The 20,260-nt window shown below is 42.3% G+C and carries 10 protein-coding genes; 7 read left to right on the forward strand and 3 right to left on the reverse strand.

Annotated features, from left to right (window positions below; translation table 11 throughout):
- Positions 1-306: 306 nt before the first annotated feature.
- Positions 307-1,092: a DUF4931 domain-containing protein gene (locus EKM61_RS07590; protein ID WP_068222563.1), complete on the reverse strand. Its 786-nt coding sequence runs from the start codon at positions 1,090-1,092 to the stop codon at positions 307-309.
- 253 nt (positions 1,093-1,345) lie between these two features.
- Here EKM61_RS07590 and EKM61_RS07595 point away from each other — a divergent pair, with 253 nt between their 5' ends.
- Complete coding sequence (locus EKM61_RS07595; protein ID WP_068222566.1) at positions 1,346-2,206, forward strand: N-acetylmuramoyl-L-alanine amidase; 861 nt, start codon at positions 1,346-1,348, stop codon at positions 2,204-2,206.
- Between the two features lie 99 nt (positions 2,207-2,305).
- Here the strand turns inward: EKM61_RS07595 and EKM61_RS07600 are convergent, their stop codons facing one another.
- Positions 2,306-3,640: a sensor histidine kinase gene (locus tag EKM61_RS07600; protein ID WP_068222569.1), complete on the reverse strand. Its 1,335-nt coding sequence runs from the start codon at positions 3,638-3,640 to the stop codon at positions 2,306-2,308.
- Positions 3,637-4,320 carry a response regulator transcription factor gene (locus tag EKM61_RS07605; protein ID WP_068222573.1) on the reverse strand — a complete coding sequence of 228 codons (684 nt, stop codon included), beginning with the start codon at positions 4,318-4,320 and terminating at the stop codon, positions 3,637-3,639. The genes EKM61_RS07600 and EKM61_RS07605 overlap by 4 nt, the downstream gene beginning before the upstream one ends.
- Before the next feature lie 471 nt (positions 4,321-4,791).
- Between EKM61_RS07605 and EKM61_RS07610 the strand changes: the two genes are divergently transcribed.
- The 6 genes from EKM61_RS07610 to EKM61_RS07635 all read left to right on the forward strand — a co-directional run bounded on the left by EKM61_RS07610 (position 4,792) and on the right by EKM61_RS07635 (position 20,157).
- A complete protein-coding gene (locus EKM61_RS07610) occupies positions 4,792-7,065 on the forward strand; it encodes an ArnT family glycosyltransferase (protein WP_068222576.1) in 2,274 nt (757 codons plus the stop codon).
- A gap of 581 nt (positions 7,066-7,646) precedes the next feature.
- A complete protein-coding gene (locus tag EKM61_RS07615) occupies positions 7,647-8,624 on the forward strand; it encodes a glycosyltransferase family 2 protein (protein ID WP_068222579.1) in 978 nt (325 codons plus the stop codon).
- Between the two features lie 181 nt (positions 8,625-8,805).
- Entirely contained in the window at positions 8,806-10,479 is a 1,674-nt protein-coding gene (locus tag EKM61_RS07620) for an aryl-sulfate sulfotransferase (protein WP_068279927.1), read from the forward strand.
- A gap of 343 nt (positions 10,480-10,822) precedes the next feature.
- A complete protein-coding gene (locus tag EKM61_RS07625; protein ID WP_068222585.1) occupies positions 10,823-12,043 on the forward strand; it encodes a sensor histidine kinase in 1,221 nt (406 codons plus the stop codon).
- Positions 12,021-12,638: a response regulator transcription factor gene (locus tag EKM61_RS07630; protein WP_082918474.1), complete on the forward strand. Its 618-nt coding sequence runs from the start codon at positions 12,021-12,023 to the stop codon at positions 12,636-12,638. Before EKM61_RS07625 ends, EKM61_RS07630 begins: the two co-directional genes overlap by 23 nt.
- 388 nt (positions 12,639-13,026) lie before the next feature.
- Positions 13,027-20,157 carry a mucin-binding protein gene (locus tag EKM61_RS07635; RefSeq protein ID WP_068222592.1) on the forward strand — a complete coding sequence of 2,377 codons (7,131 nt, stop codon included), beginning with the start codon at positions 13,027-13,029 and terminating at the stop codon, positions 20,155-20,157.
- Positions 20,158-20,260 lie beyond the last annotated feature (103 nt).

Here is a 20,260-nt window from a genome sequence, read left to right on the forward strand (position 1 = left end):
CGCGATTGAGAACCAGAATGATCCATTTTAATTTGAACAATATCCGGTTTATCCAATAAAAATCACCTCACCAATTATTTGATGAGGCAATCATAACTTGAATTAAATTATTTTTGAAGTCGGTCAGTTATTTACTGCTTACATTTGAGATTTTTAGTTTTAGGAACGAGGCTCAGACAAAGGTCCTAGTTGCCTACTATTTCTGTGCATTAGTCTAAGAACGTGAGCCGAAGGTCTGGGTTCACATGCTTGCCTACAGCTAATCCAGTAGCCTTCCTTTGGCCCATTCCCATCCTTTTTTTAATTTCAAAGCAATCCCCGTTGCCGTAACAGTTCCTGTACCGCAAGCTTAATTTCATCACTTCGGTGTTCATCATCCACCTGCGCAATCTTGTAGCCAGCAAAGTAGGGCGTAACAATGAAACGGGGGACCACCTTACAGATAATTTGATGGGCACGGTGGTAAAAGAAGAGGTTGTAACTATCATATTTACCTTGAAAATAAGTGGTGATGATGTAGCGGGTGATGACTTGCGTGTAATCCGCCAGCCAATCGAGAGCCGAAGTAGCGTTAATGATCAAATTAAATTCAGTGGAACCCATAATTGGTTGGGCGGAAATGTTGAGTTCAATAAATTGATTCTTGGCGATGATCGTGCCCTGAAAATTGGTTGAATTAATCTCGGAATAGCCATCTTGTTGCTCAAGACCAACTAATTGTAAATGAGGGTGGCTTAGACTACCACCAGATAGCGGACCGTGATTCTTAAAGAGTAAAATACTTTTAAATTTTTCATTTTGCTCCGCCTTTTGCCAACACGCAAGGATAAAGGCAAATAATTTATGGTTGTGTGCCTGGGAATAATTGGAAATATCGCCGAAGTGATTACCTGATTCAATGATGACCGTTTGCCAAGTATTCTCTAATGTGCGATATTTATTTTCTAACCAAATAAGGTCATTGTCACTGGCCAAAATATTAGTTAAGCTATTGGTGTCACAAAAAGGACAGCGATTATTAAGGTGGACGACATTTTCCGGCTTACGCTGTGAAATTTGTGAATTAAGTTTTAAAGGTTGATTTTGCTTCAAACGTAAGACTTCCTTAAAAGTTGAACAAAGTAGTGACTAGTCAAACTATATTATCGATAATCAGTAGAGTCAACCCAATTTATTTGGGTTATTTTAAGGTTAGTTTTAGGTAGGTCAATTAAAATGATCTAGTGAATTCTAAATTAGCTAATATGACTAAATTACAAATTGAGGCCGGCTAATATTGGGTGCGATCAATGAGAAACCTAACGCCTTTAATCTGCTTTAAGTCAATTACGGAAGGTGACAATTTTTGCGACGAGCTCAACGACAAAAAAAGCATTTTAATATTTTACAGCTACTGCGACTGCTAATTCTGCTGGCGGTCTGCGGCCTAATTTGGTTAGGCATTGATCATTTTGTGCACCGGCAAAAAATTACCGTAACTGCTCCGGCCTTAGTTATGCGGCAAGCACCAAATTCTAGTAAGGCAGTAGTGACGGTTACCAAGAACAAGACGGTAACTTATTTACAGCAGAAAAATGGTTGGGATAAGGTGCGCTATCACGGGCGAACGGGCTGGTTACCGACGTGGCTAATTCACAGTGATTACAATGCTACTACGGCGACTAATCGGCTGGCCGAACAAACAATTGTGATTGACCCTGGACACGGTGGCAGCGACTCGGGGGCACTAGCAACCAATGACACTGAAGAAAAAAGGTACACTTTAAAAATGGCGTTGGCGTTGAAACAACAATTGAAATCGTCCTACGCTCGGGTGATTTTAACCCGGGATAGCGATCAAACTGTTGCCCTAGCAAGTCGACCAGCTTTGGCCAATAAACGGGGCGCAAGTCTATTCATTAGCTTCCATTTTGATTCAACCCCGGTAGCAAACACTGCATCAGGGTTCACGGCCTATTACTACCACGCGGCCAGTAAGCCATTTGCCAAAGCGTTATCGAAGTCACTTGGTGGCCTTGGTTTGACCAATCGTGGAACGGCATACGGTAATTTTCAGGTCATTCGTGATAGCCAAATGCCGGCCGTTTTATTGGAAATGGGCTACATCAATGATTACACGGATTATCAATATATTAGTTCGGCGGCCTATCAACAACACGTTGCTCAGTTGGTTTATGAAGGACTGCAACGCTACACAGCCAACTAAATTTTTCTATAAAAAACTAGCGACTATGACAAAATTTATTTTTGTTGTAGTCGCTAGTTTTATTTTTGAATAGCTTCAGAAAAAACGTGCCGGAAATCCTTAACGATAGTGAACACGGCGCGGGAAAGTTAGCCTAAAAATACTACCTTGGGGATGATTATCTACCACATTGATCTTGCCGTGGTGTTGCGTGGTGATCCAGTTGGCGATTGATAGGCCAAGACCGTAACCCGTTTGTTCTTTTTTGCGAGCAGAATCGACACGGTAAAAGCGATCAAAAATTTGTTTCTTGCTGCCGTCTGGAATGCCACAGCCAGTATCACTGACCTTGATTCCCCAATGGTCATTGCTAACTAGTGTTGTGAAGATGATGGTGCCACCAGCCGGCGTGTACTTCACGGCGTTATCCAACAAAATAATAATTAACTGTTTGATTAAATCAGGATCTACCGTAATTAAAGCAGTTGCCTGAGTTTCTAAACGCAAACTTTTGTGCTGGCTAGCAGCAATTTCCAAGTAGGGCGTTGTGACTTGTTCACTCAATGTCTTTAAACCAACTTGACTGGGCTTAAGCTGGAGCACATCCGCGTCTGAGCGGGCCAACGTTAGTAATTGCTCAGTGAGGGCCTTCATTCGGCTAGTTTCATTCAAAGAAATGGTGATTTTTTCGGCCTCAGCAAGAATTGGTTGGTGGGGTTTTGTAAGCAGATATTCTAATTGATTTTGAATAATTGCCAAAGGTGTGCGTAATTCGTGGGCCGCGTTGGCACTAAATTCTTGTTGTTTATGCCAGGCCGTGATGATTGGCCGCATACCAATTCGGGAAAGCCAAAACGCCAGCAAAGTTGCCAGTAGCGTGAAGATAATCATTGTGATGAATAATGATCGAAAAATACTGTGAATTGCTAGGGCCTCTGCGTCAGTATTGATAAGAATTAAAACGTAGTGCCCGGCGTACTCACGCTGGCTACTTTTCCCACTGACCTTAAGAAGTAACGTGCGAAATTGACTGGCAGTTCGTTGATTGGTGTTGAAATCCAAATTAGTGACTTGGTTGAGCTGATTCTTGTTTAGCTTAACCTGATTAAAAAGCTGGTAGTTACGGGCCCCTAGAACATCACGGTTGAGTACCTTACCGGCCGCGTTAAAAACGATAATATTTGTTTGAAAGGGCGCACCGGAAATCGGTGGCCGCTGGTGGCCATTCTTTTGGCGTTGCTGCGGTTTAAGCGGATGGCGGTTAGGCGTCCCTTCACCTAAAATTTGCTCCTTTTGAATTTGCAGTGATTGGTTAACGTTTTGGTAGATCGAGTGTTGAAAAAGAAAGCCAACAATTGCACCTAAAACTAAAAAAAGGAGGATAAAACTAATTAAAAAGGTACCAAATAGCTTTAGCTGCTGGCGTTTTTGAAATGAATTTTTTAATTGTTTCATTTGTTCACCTCAAATAGATAACCGACGTTTCGTAGTGTTTTGATTGATTGATCGGCGGTGACAGTTTTTAATTTTTTTCGTAAATTACTAATGTAAACTTCGACAACAGTTAGGGCCGTTTCCGACTCAAATCCCCAAAGACGATCAAAAATACGTTCCTTTGTAATAATAACGTTAGGATTTTGCGCAAAATACACCAATAAATCAAATTCTTTACCATTCAACTGCAAGGATTGCTTTTTATAGGTTACGGTGCGGCGGTTAAGGTCAATGGTAAAGTCGGCCACCTGAAGTAACGTTTCATCGCTGAGCAGACCACTGCGTTTGAGCAGTGCCTTGATCCGGGCAATTAACTCCTCCCGGTGAAAGGGCTTTGTCAGGTAATCATCTGCACCAAGATTAAAGCCGCGTAGCTTATCAGTTAGTGTATCCTTGGCGGTCAAAATAAGGATGGGCAATTCCAAGTGTTGCTCCGTTCGCCAATGGCCTAAGACGTCGTAGCCATTTTCTTGGGGCAACATCAAGTCGAGAATGGCCAGATCAAAGATACCGTTTTTTCCCAATAATTCGCCATTTTCACCATCATGGGCAATAGTTGAACTCGCGAAAGGTGTGATCATTTCGGCAATATCGTTTGCTAGGATCGTATCATCTTCAACAATTAAAATATTTGCTTGCAATAAGCTAGCACCTCTTTAAATTAATTTAAATAAAGTTAGTTAGATTGGCCTAGGAAGTGTTTGAAAAAGCAGAAATTTGCTTTTTCAGACACGGTCCAGATTGCGTAATAGATACACCAAATAGGTCTAAAAACATGGGCCGTCAATTACTATTTAAAATACGTGCCAATCAGTGATTAGTCAAACCCTTCTCAGTTTTAAGCTTCATTTATGGTTGATCCACTAAGCTAAAAGAGTGTTTAAAATACGTTTACACCAAATTAGTCAGGAAAATACTAATAAAAGTATTTTCCAAACACTCGCTAAATTGGTTAGGAAAACCTAAATCAAAAATATTTTTGGGGCAGCACCTAGACCCTGTATTCATATTGGAGGTGGCACTTATCAAACGATTGGTAATGATCGACCGCTATATACGGCCGCTAAAGCAAGCTCAATTTAAATTAAGTGACTGGAGTAGGTGGTTAACTGATGCAAACTAAACAGAAGAAAAGATTCTTTAGTAAAAAATTTGATCCTTTTCTAATTTTAATTTTATTAGTTGCGCTATTTTTATATGGTTGGCAGATTTGGAAAGCTGGCTCGGCCAATGATTTCTACACGGCTGCGATTACGAGTATGACGCAGAGTTGGAAAAATTTTTGGTACGCCAGTTTTGATCCGGCGGGGTACATCACTGTTGATAAGCCACCAGTTGCATTATGGTTTATGGCGATTAGCGCAAAGATTTTTGGTGTTCATGGCTGGAGTGTTGTATTGCCGTCCGTTTTGTTCGGCGTTGGTTCGGTTTATCTGCTTTATCGGCTGGTGACACCAACATTTGGTCGAATTGCAGGCCGCTTCACCGCGCTTATCATGACGTTGACACCGATTGTGGTGGCCGATTCACGAACGAATAACATGGATGCAACCTTAGTCTTTTTCCTGTTATTGGCGTTTAGTTTTTTAGTTAAAGCAACTAAGACGGGGAAAAAACGCTGGCTGTTTGTCAGTTTTGCCCTAATCGGGGTCGCCTTTAACGTAAAAATGCTGCAAGCCTTCATGGTGCTGCCAGCAATGTACGTCTTTTATTGGCTGGCGGCCAAAATTAAATGGCCCAAAAAAATTCTTGATTTATCGGTTGCGACTGTTGTTCTGGCCATTTTTACATTGGCCTGGCCGTTATCAGTTGATTTGACTTCGGCCCAGAATCGACCTTATGAAGGTGGTTCAGAACACAATTCGGTCCTTGAACTGGCCTTTGGCTACAATGGTAGTCAACGTTTATTAGGTCAAACAACCGGCACTGGCGGTACTTTTCCTGGAATGAGCGGCAGTAAAGAAAAAACAAACGCACCCAAAAAAGCGATTAAAGAAGTGAAAGTAACAACTGGTAGTAAAACACAAACGACACCAACTGGCGCTAAGCCTAAAGTACCTAGTGGTCAGCAAAGTGGTACGACTGGCGGACCAAGTGCTGCTGGGAACGTCACCGGTGGTAAAACTGGCCAAGGTGGTGGCACAGCCGGTGCAGGTGGTGGTGCCTTTGATATTGGCACAGCAGGGATTACTCGAGTTTTCCAAAAATCGTTAGGTCGACAAGTTAGTTGGTTATTACCACTTGCCTTAATTGGTGTCATCAGCAGTTTTAGCTATTTTGTTGATCCTAAGCGCCGTTGGTACCAATTAAGTCAAGCGCAAAAGGAACTGGTTCTCTGGTTAGGTTGGCTAGTGCCAGTTTTTGGTTTCTTCTCGGTTGCCAGTTTCTTCCATCCGTATTACATGATTATGTTGGCGCCACCGATTGCGGCTTTGGCCGGGATTGGTCTCACAACTTTGTGGGCGGATGCCAAACAAGAAAAACGACTGTGGCGAACTGCGTTATTGCCCGTTGCCATTGCCGTTACTGCTCTTTTGCAGGCGTGGTACGTGGCCGATTATTACCTTTGGCTAAGTTGGTTAATTATCGCTTTAGCCGTTTTTAGTATCATTATTATCATTAGTCATAGTCGTGGGTTAGCTAGGCCAGCATTTATTCTGGCCCTTTGTACGATCATGCTGGCACCAACTTGGTGGTCCTTAACGCCAACGATTGCGGCTGAATCGGCGGGCATTCCGACGGCTGGTCCTGATCTATTAAGCAGTGGCCAACAGGCTAATGCTGGTGTCGGTTCCGGTACGGTTAATAAAAAGTTGTTAGCCTATCTGGAGAAAAACCAAGGTCAGGCGAAGTACCTCTTTGCCACTAGTGATTCTGGAACTGCGGCGCCGTACATTATTAAAACTGGCAAGGCCGTTATGGCGATGGGCGGTTTTAATGGCACTGATCCCGCTATCACGCTAAAACAATTTAAAAAATTAGTTAAAACGGGTCAACTTAAGTATTACTATTCATCTGGTAAGAGCGGCAACACGGCCATTGTTAACTGGATTAAAAAGCACGCTAAGAAAGTGGCTACTAGCAAATATGGTGGCACAACTAACACTAGTCAACGAACTACCGAAGTGAACAATGTTGAAAAAGGGCCAACAAACACCAAGTCAATGCAGGGTCAACCTACGGGGGCCAAGCCAACTAGTAAGCCAACAGGTTCTGGCGGTGCCAATGTTGCTGGGCCACAAGGAGCGCAAACTAGTAATGGTAGTAGCTCTGCTAATCTAACTACTAAGGCAGGCAAAATGCCAAGCGGCGGAACTAAGTCACAGGCAATGCAACCTGGTGGTCAAGAATCAGGAACTTTGTACGATTTAAGTGATATTTACTAGAGTGTGTTTCAAATGATATTAAAATTCTACGGTAAGTTTCACGTAAAATAGACCTTATTATTAAGGAGGGCCATGTTTCGAGTGTGCGCAGTTAGCACTAGGAGAATGGATATCCGCCGCAGATGAGATTTTACGTTTTCGACGTAAAATAGACCTTATTATTAAGGAGGGCCATGTTTCGAGTGTGCGTAGTGAGCACTAGGAGAATGGATATCCGCCGCAGATGAGATTTTACGTTTTCGACGTAAAATAGACCTTATTATTAAGGAGGGCCATGTTTCGAGTGTGCGTAGTGAGCACTAGGAGAATGGATATCCGCCGCAGATGAGATTTTACGTTTTCGACGTAAAATAGACCTTATTATTAAGGAGGGCCATGTTTCGAGTGTGCGTAGTGAGCACTAGGAGAATGGATATCCGCCGCAGATGAGATTTTACGTTTTCGACGTAAAATAGACCTTATTATTAAGGAGGGCCATGTTTCGAGTGTATGCAGTTAGCACTAGGAGAATGGATATCCGCCGCAAATGAGATTTTACGTTTTCGACGTAAAATAGACCTTATTGTTAAGGAGGAAGTAGCATGATTGGAACCCAAACACCAAAAATTTCCATTGTTTTGCCAGTCTATAATGAAGAAGCCGGTATTCTGGCAACCATTGCGGCACTGGAGCAATTTATTTCTAATCAGGATGAAGCTTACGAAATGATTTTCGTGGATGATGGCTCAGTTGATGCCAGTGCACAGTTGATTAAGCAGGCGCGCCTGAATGATGATGCGATTCGTTTAGTTCAATTTTCGCGAAATTTTGGCCATCAATTAGCGATTACGGCGGGCATTCGCTATGCTACTGGGGATGCCGTTGTGGTGATGGACGCCGATCTTCAGGATCCACCGGAAGTGATTCCAGCGATGATTAAATGTTGGCGCGCCGGTAATCAAGTTGTTTACGGGCAGCGTCTCGGCCGCGATGGTGAGACTTGGTTTAAAAAATTGACGGCCAAACTTTTTTACCGGGTGTTAAAACGGGCGACACCGCTTGACATTCCCCTTGATACTGGCGATTTTCGCCTAATGGATCGACGAGTGGTAACAGTTTTAGCCAAATTGGATGAGCCGGGACCCTTTGTTCGTGGTCTAGTTTCCTGGGTTGGTTTCAAGCAAACAGCGGTCACTTACGAACGGCATGAACGAATTGCAGGTCAATCGAAATATCCTTTGAATAAGATGTTTGGTTTGGCGATTGACGGATTAACGTCCTTTTCGGGGCTGCCGCTACAATTTTCCGTTTGGGCCGGTGCTGGTTTATTTTTACTGAGTGTTGTGGCTTTTATTCACATTGTTGTTAGCGGCACTGCTGGTGAAAGTGATTTATTGTTGGCCACGCTACTTTTAACAACTAGCCTAATTTTGTTAAGTATCGGCCTGGTGAGCACGTACCTTTACCGGATCTTTGTCTCTTCACGAAAGCGACCGCTGTACGTTGTCGCGGAAACAACTGGTTTTCGGCAGGTGCAGCATTATCCAAATTATACCGAATCCAGTCAAAAGTGGGGCTAGGTAGAAAAGCGTAGTTAATTTTAATCTGCTTTATTTGATCGCCATCAGGCCAGTGCAATTTTTGCTGAGCGAATTTGCGAAAAAAAGAAAAGATTTCACTCATTAACACTAAAACTAGTTTAAAATTAATTGCAACGGTAGTTTTTATGTTTGAAAAATAGTTTGTGGAGGTTTGGAGATAGTGAAACGACATCGGGTTGGTTTTATAAGCGCGCTTATTTTAGTGGTTGTTTTAGTGATATTGGGGATTAGCTGGCACCAGCAACGTTATGCAGGTACTATTTCGGCAAAAAAGATCAGTGCTAATTTAAATAGTAGTCTGATCACAACCCGTCAAAAAAGGCAGGCCCAGGCAACTAAGAAATACCAACAAAAATTAAATTCTGGTAACTACACCGAAAATAACATGTATGTTAAGATAAATCCTTATCAGACGTCACCACTAACTGCTTTGGTTGAGTTTCAGACCAAGACTGCTAGTCAGGTAAGCTTGCGCGTCGTTGGCAAATCGGCAAAGACATCGATTAAAACAACTTATTCAGGTTACCAACACAAGCATCAATTATCGATTCTGGGTTTGTACGCTGATTACAATAATACCGTCGTAGTAACGCTTAAACAGAAAAACGGTCAAATAACCCACAAAACATTGCGGCTTAAAACAGCCAAATTACCGGCGGCCTTAGCGGCGATCAAAATTAACGTTAAAACGGCGAATAAACAGAAGATGGTCATCGGCCAAGATAAATTAACCTTCATCGTTCGGACAACTAAACAACCATTTGGAATCGATGCTGATGGTAACATTCGTTGGTATTCGACAAACTATTCGCAGCATGTTTTCAAGGAGCTACAAAACGGGCATCTAATGTACCTCGCTAAGAAGAATAATTCGGCCAAAGTTTACAATGAAATGCTGGAGACAGACTTTATTGGGCGCGTTTATAAGGAATATCATTTTTCCAGTGAGGCCAAGAGCTCTAATAGTGAAAATCTGGATGATGATGTCACCGTGGTTCACCATGATGCGATTGAACTGCCGAATCGTGACTTGTTAATGACGGTTTCTGACGGCGGTAGCAAATACATCGAAGACACCATCGTTCAGGTATCGCATAAGACGGGTAAAATTACGAAAGTGATTGACATGAAGAAGATTTTACCCGCCAAAATGTGGCGCAAGTTTACTTCAGAAAAACGAAACAATGGTAAAGTTGATTGGCTGCACATGAACTCGCTGTACTACGATAAATCGGATAATAGCCTAGTAATTTCTAGTCGCCACCAGGATTTAGTGCTGAAAATGAACTATAAGACTAATCGGATCAAGTGGCTGTTTTCCGGTAAGAAAAAGTCCAGTTGGCCAGTAAGTTACCGTAACAAAGTGTTAACGGTAAAAGGAAAGATTACCTATCCTGGCGGGCAGCACGCGGCTATCCTGTTACCCGACCAAAATAACCAACAGTTGAAAGATCTGATTATTTTTAACAATAATATTGCGATTACCAACGGACCGAAGAAAACGAGTGAAAAGTATTCTGAAGGCGTGCAATACGCCATTAACGAGAAGACAAAGACAATTCGGCAGACCTGGTCGTACGGCAAGTCATTAGGCAAACAAAATTTCAGTCAAATTATTGGTTCCGACCGTTATCTAAGTGCCACCAATCGGCTGCTCTGCTTTGGCTTTCTTAATGGTGGTGACCGAAGTGACATTATTGAGGTCAATAAAAAGACCAATCAGCAGGTCTTTAACGTTCAATTAAACAATCTGGGCACTAAGGGCTACACTTATCGTTCGGAACGCTTCTCCTTGTACCCGAATAATCATAAAATAAATCGAACTTATGAATAGATGGCAACCTTATTTATTGTTGGTGTTAAATCTTTTAGACTGCAAAGAAAAATATAAAAGAGGCTGGGGCTTTTGCCCTGGCCTTTTATTGTTTCCGAATATTACGCTAGAATGTGCGTCAAAAGTCTGAGTTCATGTGCCTAACTAAAGCTAATCCAACAACTATAGTACGGTTATTGGATTAGCTTACGTTACGCAGTGAACCCAAAACCGACTTTTGGGACACTTCTTTTTTGGTGGGATTACGGCCTAATTATTTTTGTGGTTAACACGGTCTACTTAAATACTATTGTATAATAACAATAAGGAGTATCTGAATAATGGTTAATTAGGTGGTCAAAATATGAAAGAATTTGAACTAAAAAAGACAAAGATTGAAATGTTCAACAAAACTAAGGGGACAGCCATTCTTTATGTTGTTGTTATTTACATTATTTCAGTAACAATTGAAGGCGTTTTATCTCCAGGTAAGATAAGTAACTGGTTTTATTTAGGATTATTCTTTGTGAGTATGTTGATTCAAATTGCGTTACTTTCTTATTTAACCAAACTTAGAATTGAACTTGTTATTTTTACACAATTGATTGTGACGATTGGTTCCTACTTTCTTATTGGGGATTGTATGCCCATTTTACTAGGGATGGCACCGGTTATTTTACTAGAAATTTGGAATTTTCAAGTGGGAAAAGAGCAAAGAATTGCGTTGGCGTTAGTCATCATTATTTTTGCTGCCATGTATCTCCACAATATTCTTAGAATGGCAAGTTTTGGGCACACAGTTCTTTTATTGGAAGTGACAGCGTTTCTCATTTTTGCGGCGCTGTATACCCAAAGTGTGTTCACGAAACAATTCATTGAACTGAAAAAAAGCCGGCAATTGTTTGAACAATTAGAAAATGTTTACGATCAAGTTGAACAAACAACGGTTGAGGTCGAACGAGATCGAATTGCCCGTGATTTTCATGATTCAATCATTCAACAAATCATCGGGAATTTATTGACTTTAGAGGCCACTGCTAACGCAATGCGAAACGGTGAGGCGTGTGAAAAAAGTTTGGCGGAGATTGAACACGTTATTGCGCGCTCACGTAAAATGGTTGTTGACTCACGTGCAATTGTTAAGGACTTGAGGGTTAATCAAGAGTTAAGTTTGAAAACCAGAATTAATATTTTAAGTAATTCTTTTAAGAAAAATTACCAATTAGATGTCAAAAGTACAATTAAGGATGAACCAGAATTTTCTCGGGATGTATTTTCGCAGCTTGAGATGGTTATTCATGAATGTTTAATTAATGTGGCCAAACACGCCGGTGTGAATAATGCCGTCGTTTTTGGGGAGCGCGGCAAAGAAAATTATCGGTTGAAGATAATTGATTTTGGAAACGGCTTTGATGTAAAGAACGTCACCAAAAGTGATCTGAACTTTGGCTTGGAAAATATAGCTGAACGGGTCAGAGCGATAAAAGGACAGTTTGCGATTAAATCGGTTAAGGGCGAGGGAACCACTATCGTAATTGATATTCCACTTGGAGGAGACCAATATGATAAGAATAATGATCGTTGACAATCATCCAGTTTTTAGAGAAGGATTAAAGGCAGTATTTGCTGGTAACTCAAAGTTCAAAATTGTTGCTGAAGCGGAAAACGGCCAACTTGCATTGCAAAAATTGAACACAGTTGCAGTTGATATTATGCTATTAGATGTTAGGATGCCGGTACTAGATGGTATTTCAACACTTGAGCGCGTTAAGCGACAGTTTCCAAAAATAAAGGTTTGCATTCTGACGACTTATGATGACGTTAAGGTATTTAATGAAGCGATGGCCCTGAAAGCTGATAGCTTTTTACTGAAATACGCCTCGTCGCAGACAATTTTTCAAACGATTCAGGATACGATGAATGGTAAACTAATTGTATCACCAGACTTATTAAGAAATGCGGTTGATTCACGAAGCTTGGGGTATTCATTATCTAATGAAGATTTAGATATTCTTACAAAAGTTGCTAAAGGTGAACATAATTTTGAGATTGCGCAAGAACTTCATTTTAGCGAAAGAACGATTAAGGGCTATTTAACCAATATTTATAATAAATTGGGAGTAACTAGTCGGGCGGGAGCTGTTGCAAAGGCAATGCAACTTGAACTAATTAGACTCTAACGTATTTAGCTAGCGTAGTTTTTGAATGTGAATAAAAAATTGAGTCATCGACAGAAGTTGTGGTAAAAGTAAAATTTGCCACAGCTTTTTTATTTTTCTGGTTTTAAATTTCCAATTATAAAGAATAATAATTGTATACATTGATTATCCATAAAAATAAAGCTTAAATTAATCTCTCCAATAAAAATATAATAGTTTAATGTTTTTTAACTTTCCCTTTCGGGCAAACATTTTGGTCTGAAGAGACGTTGAGTATAAATTCTTTACCTTATAGACTTAATTTATAGGAGGAAGCGGTTTCTTCAGCAAAACCAAATTTGTTGAATTGCTGAAAAATGGGGAAGTAACATTACTTGTTTTACGTTTTTATAAGGAGGAGTTAGGGTCTATGGGTAAAAATAATAGATTTGGACGCGCAAATAAAGTCGATGAACACTATAAAATGTACAAGGCCGGCAAACATTGGGTTTTTGCCAGCTTAGCTATGCTTTCATTAGGAATTGGGGCAGTTGCTCAAACAACTGATGCTAAGGCCGCCGAAGTTACTGCTGCAACCACTAATGTGACCGCAACTAGTAGTGGTGCGGTTTCTAATTCAGTGGCCGCTACTAGCGGTGCAACTTCCGAAGTGGCTGCTAATTCAAGCTCGGTCACCGAAAGCAAACCAGTAGCAAGTTCTGCAGCAACTAGTGTGGCTGCTAAAGATTCTCGTGCTGCTGAAGCAACTGCCCAAAGTGCTACCGCCGCCAGTGTTGCACCAGCAAGTGCCAACGCAATTAAGACTGCAGTGAGTTCCGCGGCCACAAGTATGACACCCGCGAGTTCTAGTGCAGCTAGTAGTACTGTACCAGTCAGTTCTGTGGCCCCAAGTTCAGTAGCAGCCGTTACTGCCAATCCGGCGACCAATAATTCAACGGCCGTAAGTTCGGCCGCTACTGCTGCAACGGTTGCTAGCTCAGCTGGGACAAGTTCTGCAGCAACTAATTTAGTGAATCCAACTAGTAAAGAAATCGATGCGGCCAAGGCCAGTGCTAAGGCCACAAGCGAAAAAACTAATCAACCAGTAACCGTTACTGCAGTTGCCGCTGCCGCAGTAGCAGATCCTGACAGCCAAATGTACAAAGATGGTTATATGCAGGCTGGTTGGGATTTACAGAACAATAAAGGGGTAGCGTCTATTGGAAATGTTGCCAACCTAATTGGCCAAGTTGCCGTTAGCTATACACTATACAGCCAACTTTATGGGTTAGGTAAAGTCTATGAAGTCGGTCGGATTGCTAATGGTGTTGATACCGACAAGGATATTCATTACGAAGTGCCAAGCGATGCAGGTGCAACTAATATCTTTCATCAAAATGTAGATAACGTTAATATCTCTGACTATGCCCCGATGGATACTCCTTACGGCATTGATATCACGAACCCTAGTGCTTGGTGGATCGATTCCGGGAGTAAGAATACTAAAACTAACGGCGGCGATCTAAATTATCAGGCCGGTTATCAAACCTTTATTAAGCAATGGGCGAAAGTGACTGATGCGTTTTATACTGCTTTGGCCACGAACCTGAAAAAAGACGCTAATACTTACGCGAATTCAATTGCTTATGATAGCGATGCTAAGTCCGGTTCCAATATGCCTTTAGATGTCTATGGGACTACAACTAATGCGTTTGATAGGGCTAATAAGGCCGTCTATGCTATGTACCAACAGGCGGCCACTGATGCGATGGTAACTGTCAATGACCCAACTTCACCAAATTATGTTGCTGATAATGGTGACACCCGTAATGATCCACGGGCTGCGATTCAACAGTCATTAAACGATGTGGTTCACGTTTGGAATGCTTATATTCCGTTATTCCAACCCATGATCCAATCTTATTTGGAAAAAGCGATCATGGGTAATCCAGTTTCATTAGGCGGCCAAAATGATTTTGATGTGCAATTCTTGAATGATGGGACTACCTTTGCTGATATCACTTATACGATTATGAATGGTTTTAAATACGGACCAAATGGTGGTCTCTATGGTGCCATTGGGGATATCAAATTCCCTCAAGAAATTTTCTCCCAGTACGTCACTAATATTTACACCGCAATCCGCAGTGTCATTGAAAGAGCCGACTATATTGCCTCGATTGATGGCGAAAATGACTACCTCTATGATCTTTTGGGTCAAGGTGATATTACTGGAACAGGTTCAGCTCTTGCAACATCAGATAAAACAACAACCAGTGGTAAGCTCTCGTTTGATAATGATGCTAAAAAAGAAGATACAACCAAATTATCACACGATGGTTTCTACCAAACAACGCAGCAGTATTTAAACAATAGTACTGAATCGATTAAGAAGGCGGCATTTGATGCGGCCATTAATGGGCAGGCAGAAGACGCCAGCGCTTATTTACTGACCAAGGCCAATACGGGTAACGCTGCCGTTATCATTGATAAGAACGGTAATGAGTACGCCGACTATTCTGGTAGTTTGACTGACACTAATAGCCTGATTAAATCAGTTTACGATGCTGAATATCAAGCAGTTCTTAAAGCAATTGCGGATTACACAAATGATCCCAACTCTAAAAAGAGTTATGAAATCGTCTATACCCAGTACCCGGATGGCTCATACTCCTCTAAATGGGTTCAAACGGCTGCTAATGACGGTACCTTTATGTGGACAAGTCCGGTTTCAATGAATGATACGAAGAACTGGTACACACCTAATATTGGGCAAACGACTGACTATAATGATAGTCAAGCCGATGCGCGAGCAAACCAGTATTCATCATACACGCTGGATGTTGTCGATTACGACAATATGTTCAATTATTTAGCGGCCAATGATACGGCCATGGCCAACGTCAGCTACGTTAACAACGCTACTGGTAAGGTAGTTAATGATGTTCAACCAATACTAGGTGTTGTAGGCGATGCTAAAACATACGTTGTGACGGCACCTGAAGGTTTTAAAATTGATGATCCTAACTATACCGATGGACAAACTGTCACTATTAATCTCACCGATGATGCTACTGATAATATTGCAATTCACGTTACTGCGATCATTTATACGCCAGATAATCCCGGCGATGTTACCGGTACTGGGGTAACTTACCTCCAGGGGACTGCCAACGAAAAAATCACTTATGTTAATGGTGAAGGCGTCACTGGTAAAGTGCCAGCCGACGAAACCCAACCAACGGTGAATATTTACCGAACGGCACACTTGGATGATGACGGTAATGTGGTTTATACTAATTGGACCACGGACGCAAGTGGGACTTCAGCCGATGATGCAACCGTCTTTACTGCATACACGCCAACGACCACTAAACCAGGTTACCACGGAGCAGTTACCGGAACCACGATTAATGACAAGGCCACGGCCGAAGCTAATCCGGATATTACTGGTGCTTCCTTTGGTAATGAGCGTTCAACTGTTCCGGCAGATAATAATCCATCGGGCGGGGACGATGATAACGAGTATTTGGGTAAAGAAACTGAAGAAATTTTTAATGTTGTCCGAACCGTTGAATTAAGTGCGGATAGTATCGTTCAAAATAAAGAGACCGTCAAAGTAACCCAAACGATTCATTACACAGGTGCTGGTGACGCTACTCCTCCTGATAAAGCGCAAACGGTTGAATATAAACTAGTTACCAACGAAACAACTGGTGAAGTATCATGGACACCACAAGGTAATTATGGCGCCATTACTAGTCCTAAAGTTTTGGGCTACACACCTGATCAAGCAACCGTTGCAACGGTTAATCCTGCTGCAGTTATATTGGCTAAAGGTGAAACACCGGAAAATACAACCATTACAGTTAATTACACGGAGGATGAAACGGTTACGGTTGACCCGACAGATCCTAAGGACCCAACCGATCCAATTGATCCAACTGATCCGGAGGGGCCAAAGTACCCAGCCGGTGTGGATGAAAGTGATCTAAACAAGACGGTTAGTCGGACGATCACGTATAACGTGGTCACTGATCCAACTTTACCAAAAGTAACAACACCAAAAACGGTTACTCAAACTGGCGCTTATACGCGAACAGCAATCGTAGACGCCAAAACTGGCGAATTCTTACGTTATGGTGACTGGACATTGAGCGCTAACGCTGACGCTGATGAGACGAATGATGGCTTTACTGCTGTTACCAGCCCCCACGTACTAGGCTATACGGCCGATCAAGACGCTGCAGCAGTCAAATTAGGCAATGACGAAGTAGATGGTTTTAAGGCTGATACAGCTAATATCAAAGTCACTTACACCAGCAATGGTGGAACAACCGTTGAACCAACTGATCCCAAAGACCCAACCGATCCAATTGATCCAACTGATCCGGAGGGGCCAAAGTACCCAACAGGGGTGGACGAAAGTGATCTGAACAAGACGGTTAGTCGGACGATCACGTATAACGTGGTTAAAGATCCAACCCTACCCGATGTAACAACGCCAAAGACGGTTACCCAAACCGGCAAGTATACCCGGACGGCAATTGTTGATGCGAAGACTGGTGAATTATTAGGTTACGGTGACTGGACATTAAGTGCTAATAGCGATAAGAACGATGCCAATGATGGTTTTACTGCCGTTGTTAGCCCGCACGTGCCAGGTTATACAGCCGATCAAAATGCCGCCGCAGTCAAATTAGATAATGACGAAGTAGATGGCTTTAAGATCGATTCTGCTAATCTTAAAGTAACTTACACTAGTGATGGTGGGACAACTGTTGAACCAACAGATCCCAAAGACCCAACCGATCCAGTTGATCCAACTGATCCTGAAGGGCCAAAGTACCCGGCAGGTGTAGACGAAAATGATTTGAACAAAACAGTCAGTCGCACCATCACTTATAAAGTTGCCACTGATCCGGCTTTACCAGCAGTAACAACGCCGAAAGTAGTTACGCAAACTGGTAAGTACACCCGGACGGCAATTGTTGACACTAAGACTGGCGAGTTATTAGGTTACAGCGACTGGAAATTAACGACTAACAACGATAAAGACGATACTAATGATGGCTTGATCGCCATTAAGAACCCAGCCGTACCAGGTTATACGGCTGATAAGACAGTTGCTGATGCCAAATTGGCCGGTGATACAATTACTAACTTTAAGGACGGCTCAGCTGACCTCACCATTAATTACAACAGTAACGGCGGAACGACTGTTGAACCAACTGATCCAAAGAACCCAACCGATCCAATTGATCCAACTGATCCTGAAGGGCCAAAATACCCAGCAGGTGTGGATGAAAGTGATCTAAACAAGACGGTTAGTCGGACGATTACGTACAAGGTTGCTACTGATCCGGCCTTACCCGCTGTAACAACACCAAAGACAGTTACCCAAACTGGTAAATATACACGAACGGCAATTGTTGATGGTAAAACAGGTGAGTTATTAGGTTACAGCGATTGGAAATTAACGACTAACAATGATAAAGACGATACCAATGATGGTTTGATCGCAGTTAAGAACCCGGCAGTACCAGGTTATACGGCTGATAAGACGGTTGCTGCGGTTGACTTGGCCGATGCCGATATCACTGATTTCAAGGCTACGTCAAAAGATATCACGGTTAATTACACCAGTAATGGTGGCGTCACGGTTGAGCCAACTGATCCCAAAGACCCAACCGATCCAATTGATCCAACTGATCCTGAGGGGCCAAAGTACCCAGCAGGTGTGGACGAAAATGATTTGAACAAGACAGTCAGTCGAACCATTACCTATAAGGTCATCACTGATCCGGCTTTACCAGCAGTAACAACGCCAAAGACAGTTAGCCAAACTGGTAAGTATACCCGAACAGCAATTGTTGATGCCAAGACTGGTGAACTACTAGGCTACAGCGACTGGAAACTAACTGCTAATAGTGATCAAGACGATACTAATGACGGTTTTACTGCCGTTAAAAATCCGACTGTATCAGGCTACATGGCAGATAAAACGGTCGGTGCGACTGAATTAACCGATGCCGATATTACAGGCTTCAAGGCCGCTTCAGCAGATATTACGGTGACTTACACCAGTGATGGTGGCGTTATTGTTAAACCAACTGATCCCAAAGACCCAACTGATCCAATTGATCCAAATAATCCTGATGGACCAAAATATCCAGCAGGTGTCAGTGAAAGTGATTTGAATAAGACAGTCAGTCGGACAATCACTTATCAAGGTGCCGGCGATGCGACACCAAAGACGGTTACGCAAACTGCAAGTTACACCCGGACAGCAATTGTTGATGGTAAGACCGGTGAACTATTTGGTTATAGTGACTGGACCGTAGCAACAAGTAACGATGGAAACAACACAAATGATGGTTTTACAGCCGTTACTAGTCCAAAAGTGCTTGGCTATACTGCCGACAAGAGTGCCCCAGCCGTTACGTTAACTAATGATGAAGTCACAAACTTCAAGGCTAATGCAGACAATGTAACAGTGACCTACACAAATGACGATAGTATCGAGGTAACTGACCCAACTGATCCAACACAACCAGTTGATCCAAGTAATCCTGACGGGCCTAAGATGCCAGAAATCACTGCCGCTGATTTGAATCAGACAGTTAGTCGGACAATTACTTACAAGATCAACGCAAGTAAAAATCCTAACGTACCAGCCACTCCGCAGACAGTTATGCAGACGACAAACTACAAACGAAGTGCAATTGTTGATAGTAAGACTGGCGAATTACTTGGCTTTACTGATTGGGTAATCGATGGAACAAACAATCTGGTTAGTGTTGCTAGTCCAAAACTTGAAAATTACATTTCAAGTCAGGCCAATGTTGCCACGGTCACATTAGCAAGTGCTGAGATTGACGCAATTCGCTCTGGAAACGACCAGCATCTTAACCAAACAGTTAGTTACACTTTCAACGGGACGTTATCCACTACTAAGGATCCAGATGGCGGCACAACTACCGTAACGAAGAATCCAGATGGTGAAGTTACTGATATTAATAAGACCTGGCCAGACGGCGATAATACGCACGTTCATGTCGATGTTGATACTGGTGATGAAACGATTGTTGAAACGCCAAATGGCAAAGACTCACTACCGGCAATCACATTGCATCCCGGCGAGACGGCGACGATTGGTAAAACAACGGTTACGAATGACAAACCAAATGGCGTTGTTTCCATGACACATGATTCAGGCAACGGTGATGGTCCATTTACCGAAAAGGTTCATTCGGACGGTTCACTCACATACGCTTACGCTAATAAAGGTAAGAGCACGACAACTACGCCTGGTGAAGGACAACAATCCAATGAACAGGCAACCACTGTACAAACAGCGTTTAAGTCAACGGCAAAACCAGTTGTTGGGCTGGCCGGAGACGCAACCAGCTTGAAGAAGTCGGCAACGACAGATAAGCACAAATTACCCCAAACAGGTGAAAGCGCTAATGGTTACTTGGCTATGATTGGAACGTTCCTGCTTGGACTTGCTGGCCTAGCAGGTGCTGGAAAGAAACGTCGCCACGAAGATAAAGATTAATCGAATGAAAAATTAATTGTTATTTTTGATTAGCTAATGGTAAAAGGTTTTTTAGCAAGCAATAAAAGAGAAGCAGCAAAAACTATGACGATAGTTTTTGCTG

Source organism: Loigolactobacillus backii (genome assembly GCF_003946275.1).
Lineage (GTDB): Bacteria > Bacillota > Bacilli > Lactobacillales > Lactobacillaceae > Loigolactobacillus > Loigolactobacillus backii.

Excerpts from the sequence above, each read along its gene's own strand:
- EKM61_RS07600 (WP_068222569.1), bottom strand. The coding sequence starts at position 3,640 with ATGAAACAATTAAAAAATTCATTTCAAAAACGCCAGCAGCTAAAGCTA.
- EKM61_RS07610 (WP_068222576.1), top strand. The coding sequence starts at position 4,792 with ATGCAAACTAAACAGAAGAAAAGATTCTTTAGTAAAAAATTTGATCCT.
- EKM61_RS07615 (WP_068222579.1), top strand. The coding sequence starts at position 7,647 with ATGATTGGAACCCAAACACCAAAAATTTCCATTGTTTTGCCAGTCTAT.
- EKM61_RS07625 (WP_068222585.1), top strand. The coding sequence starts at position 10,823 with ATGAAAGAATTTGAACTAAAAAAGACAAAGATTGAAATGTTCAACAAA.
- EKM61_RS07630 (WP_082918474.1), top strand. The coding sequence starts at position 12,021 with ATGATAAGAATAATGATCGTTGACAATCATCCAGTTTTTAGAGAAGGA.
- EKM61_RS07635 (WP_068222592.1), top strand. The coding sequence starts at position 13,027 with ATGGGTAAAAATAATAGATTTGGACGCGCAAATAAAGTCGATGAACAC.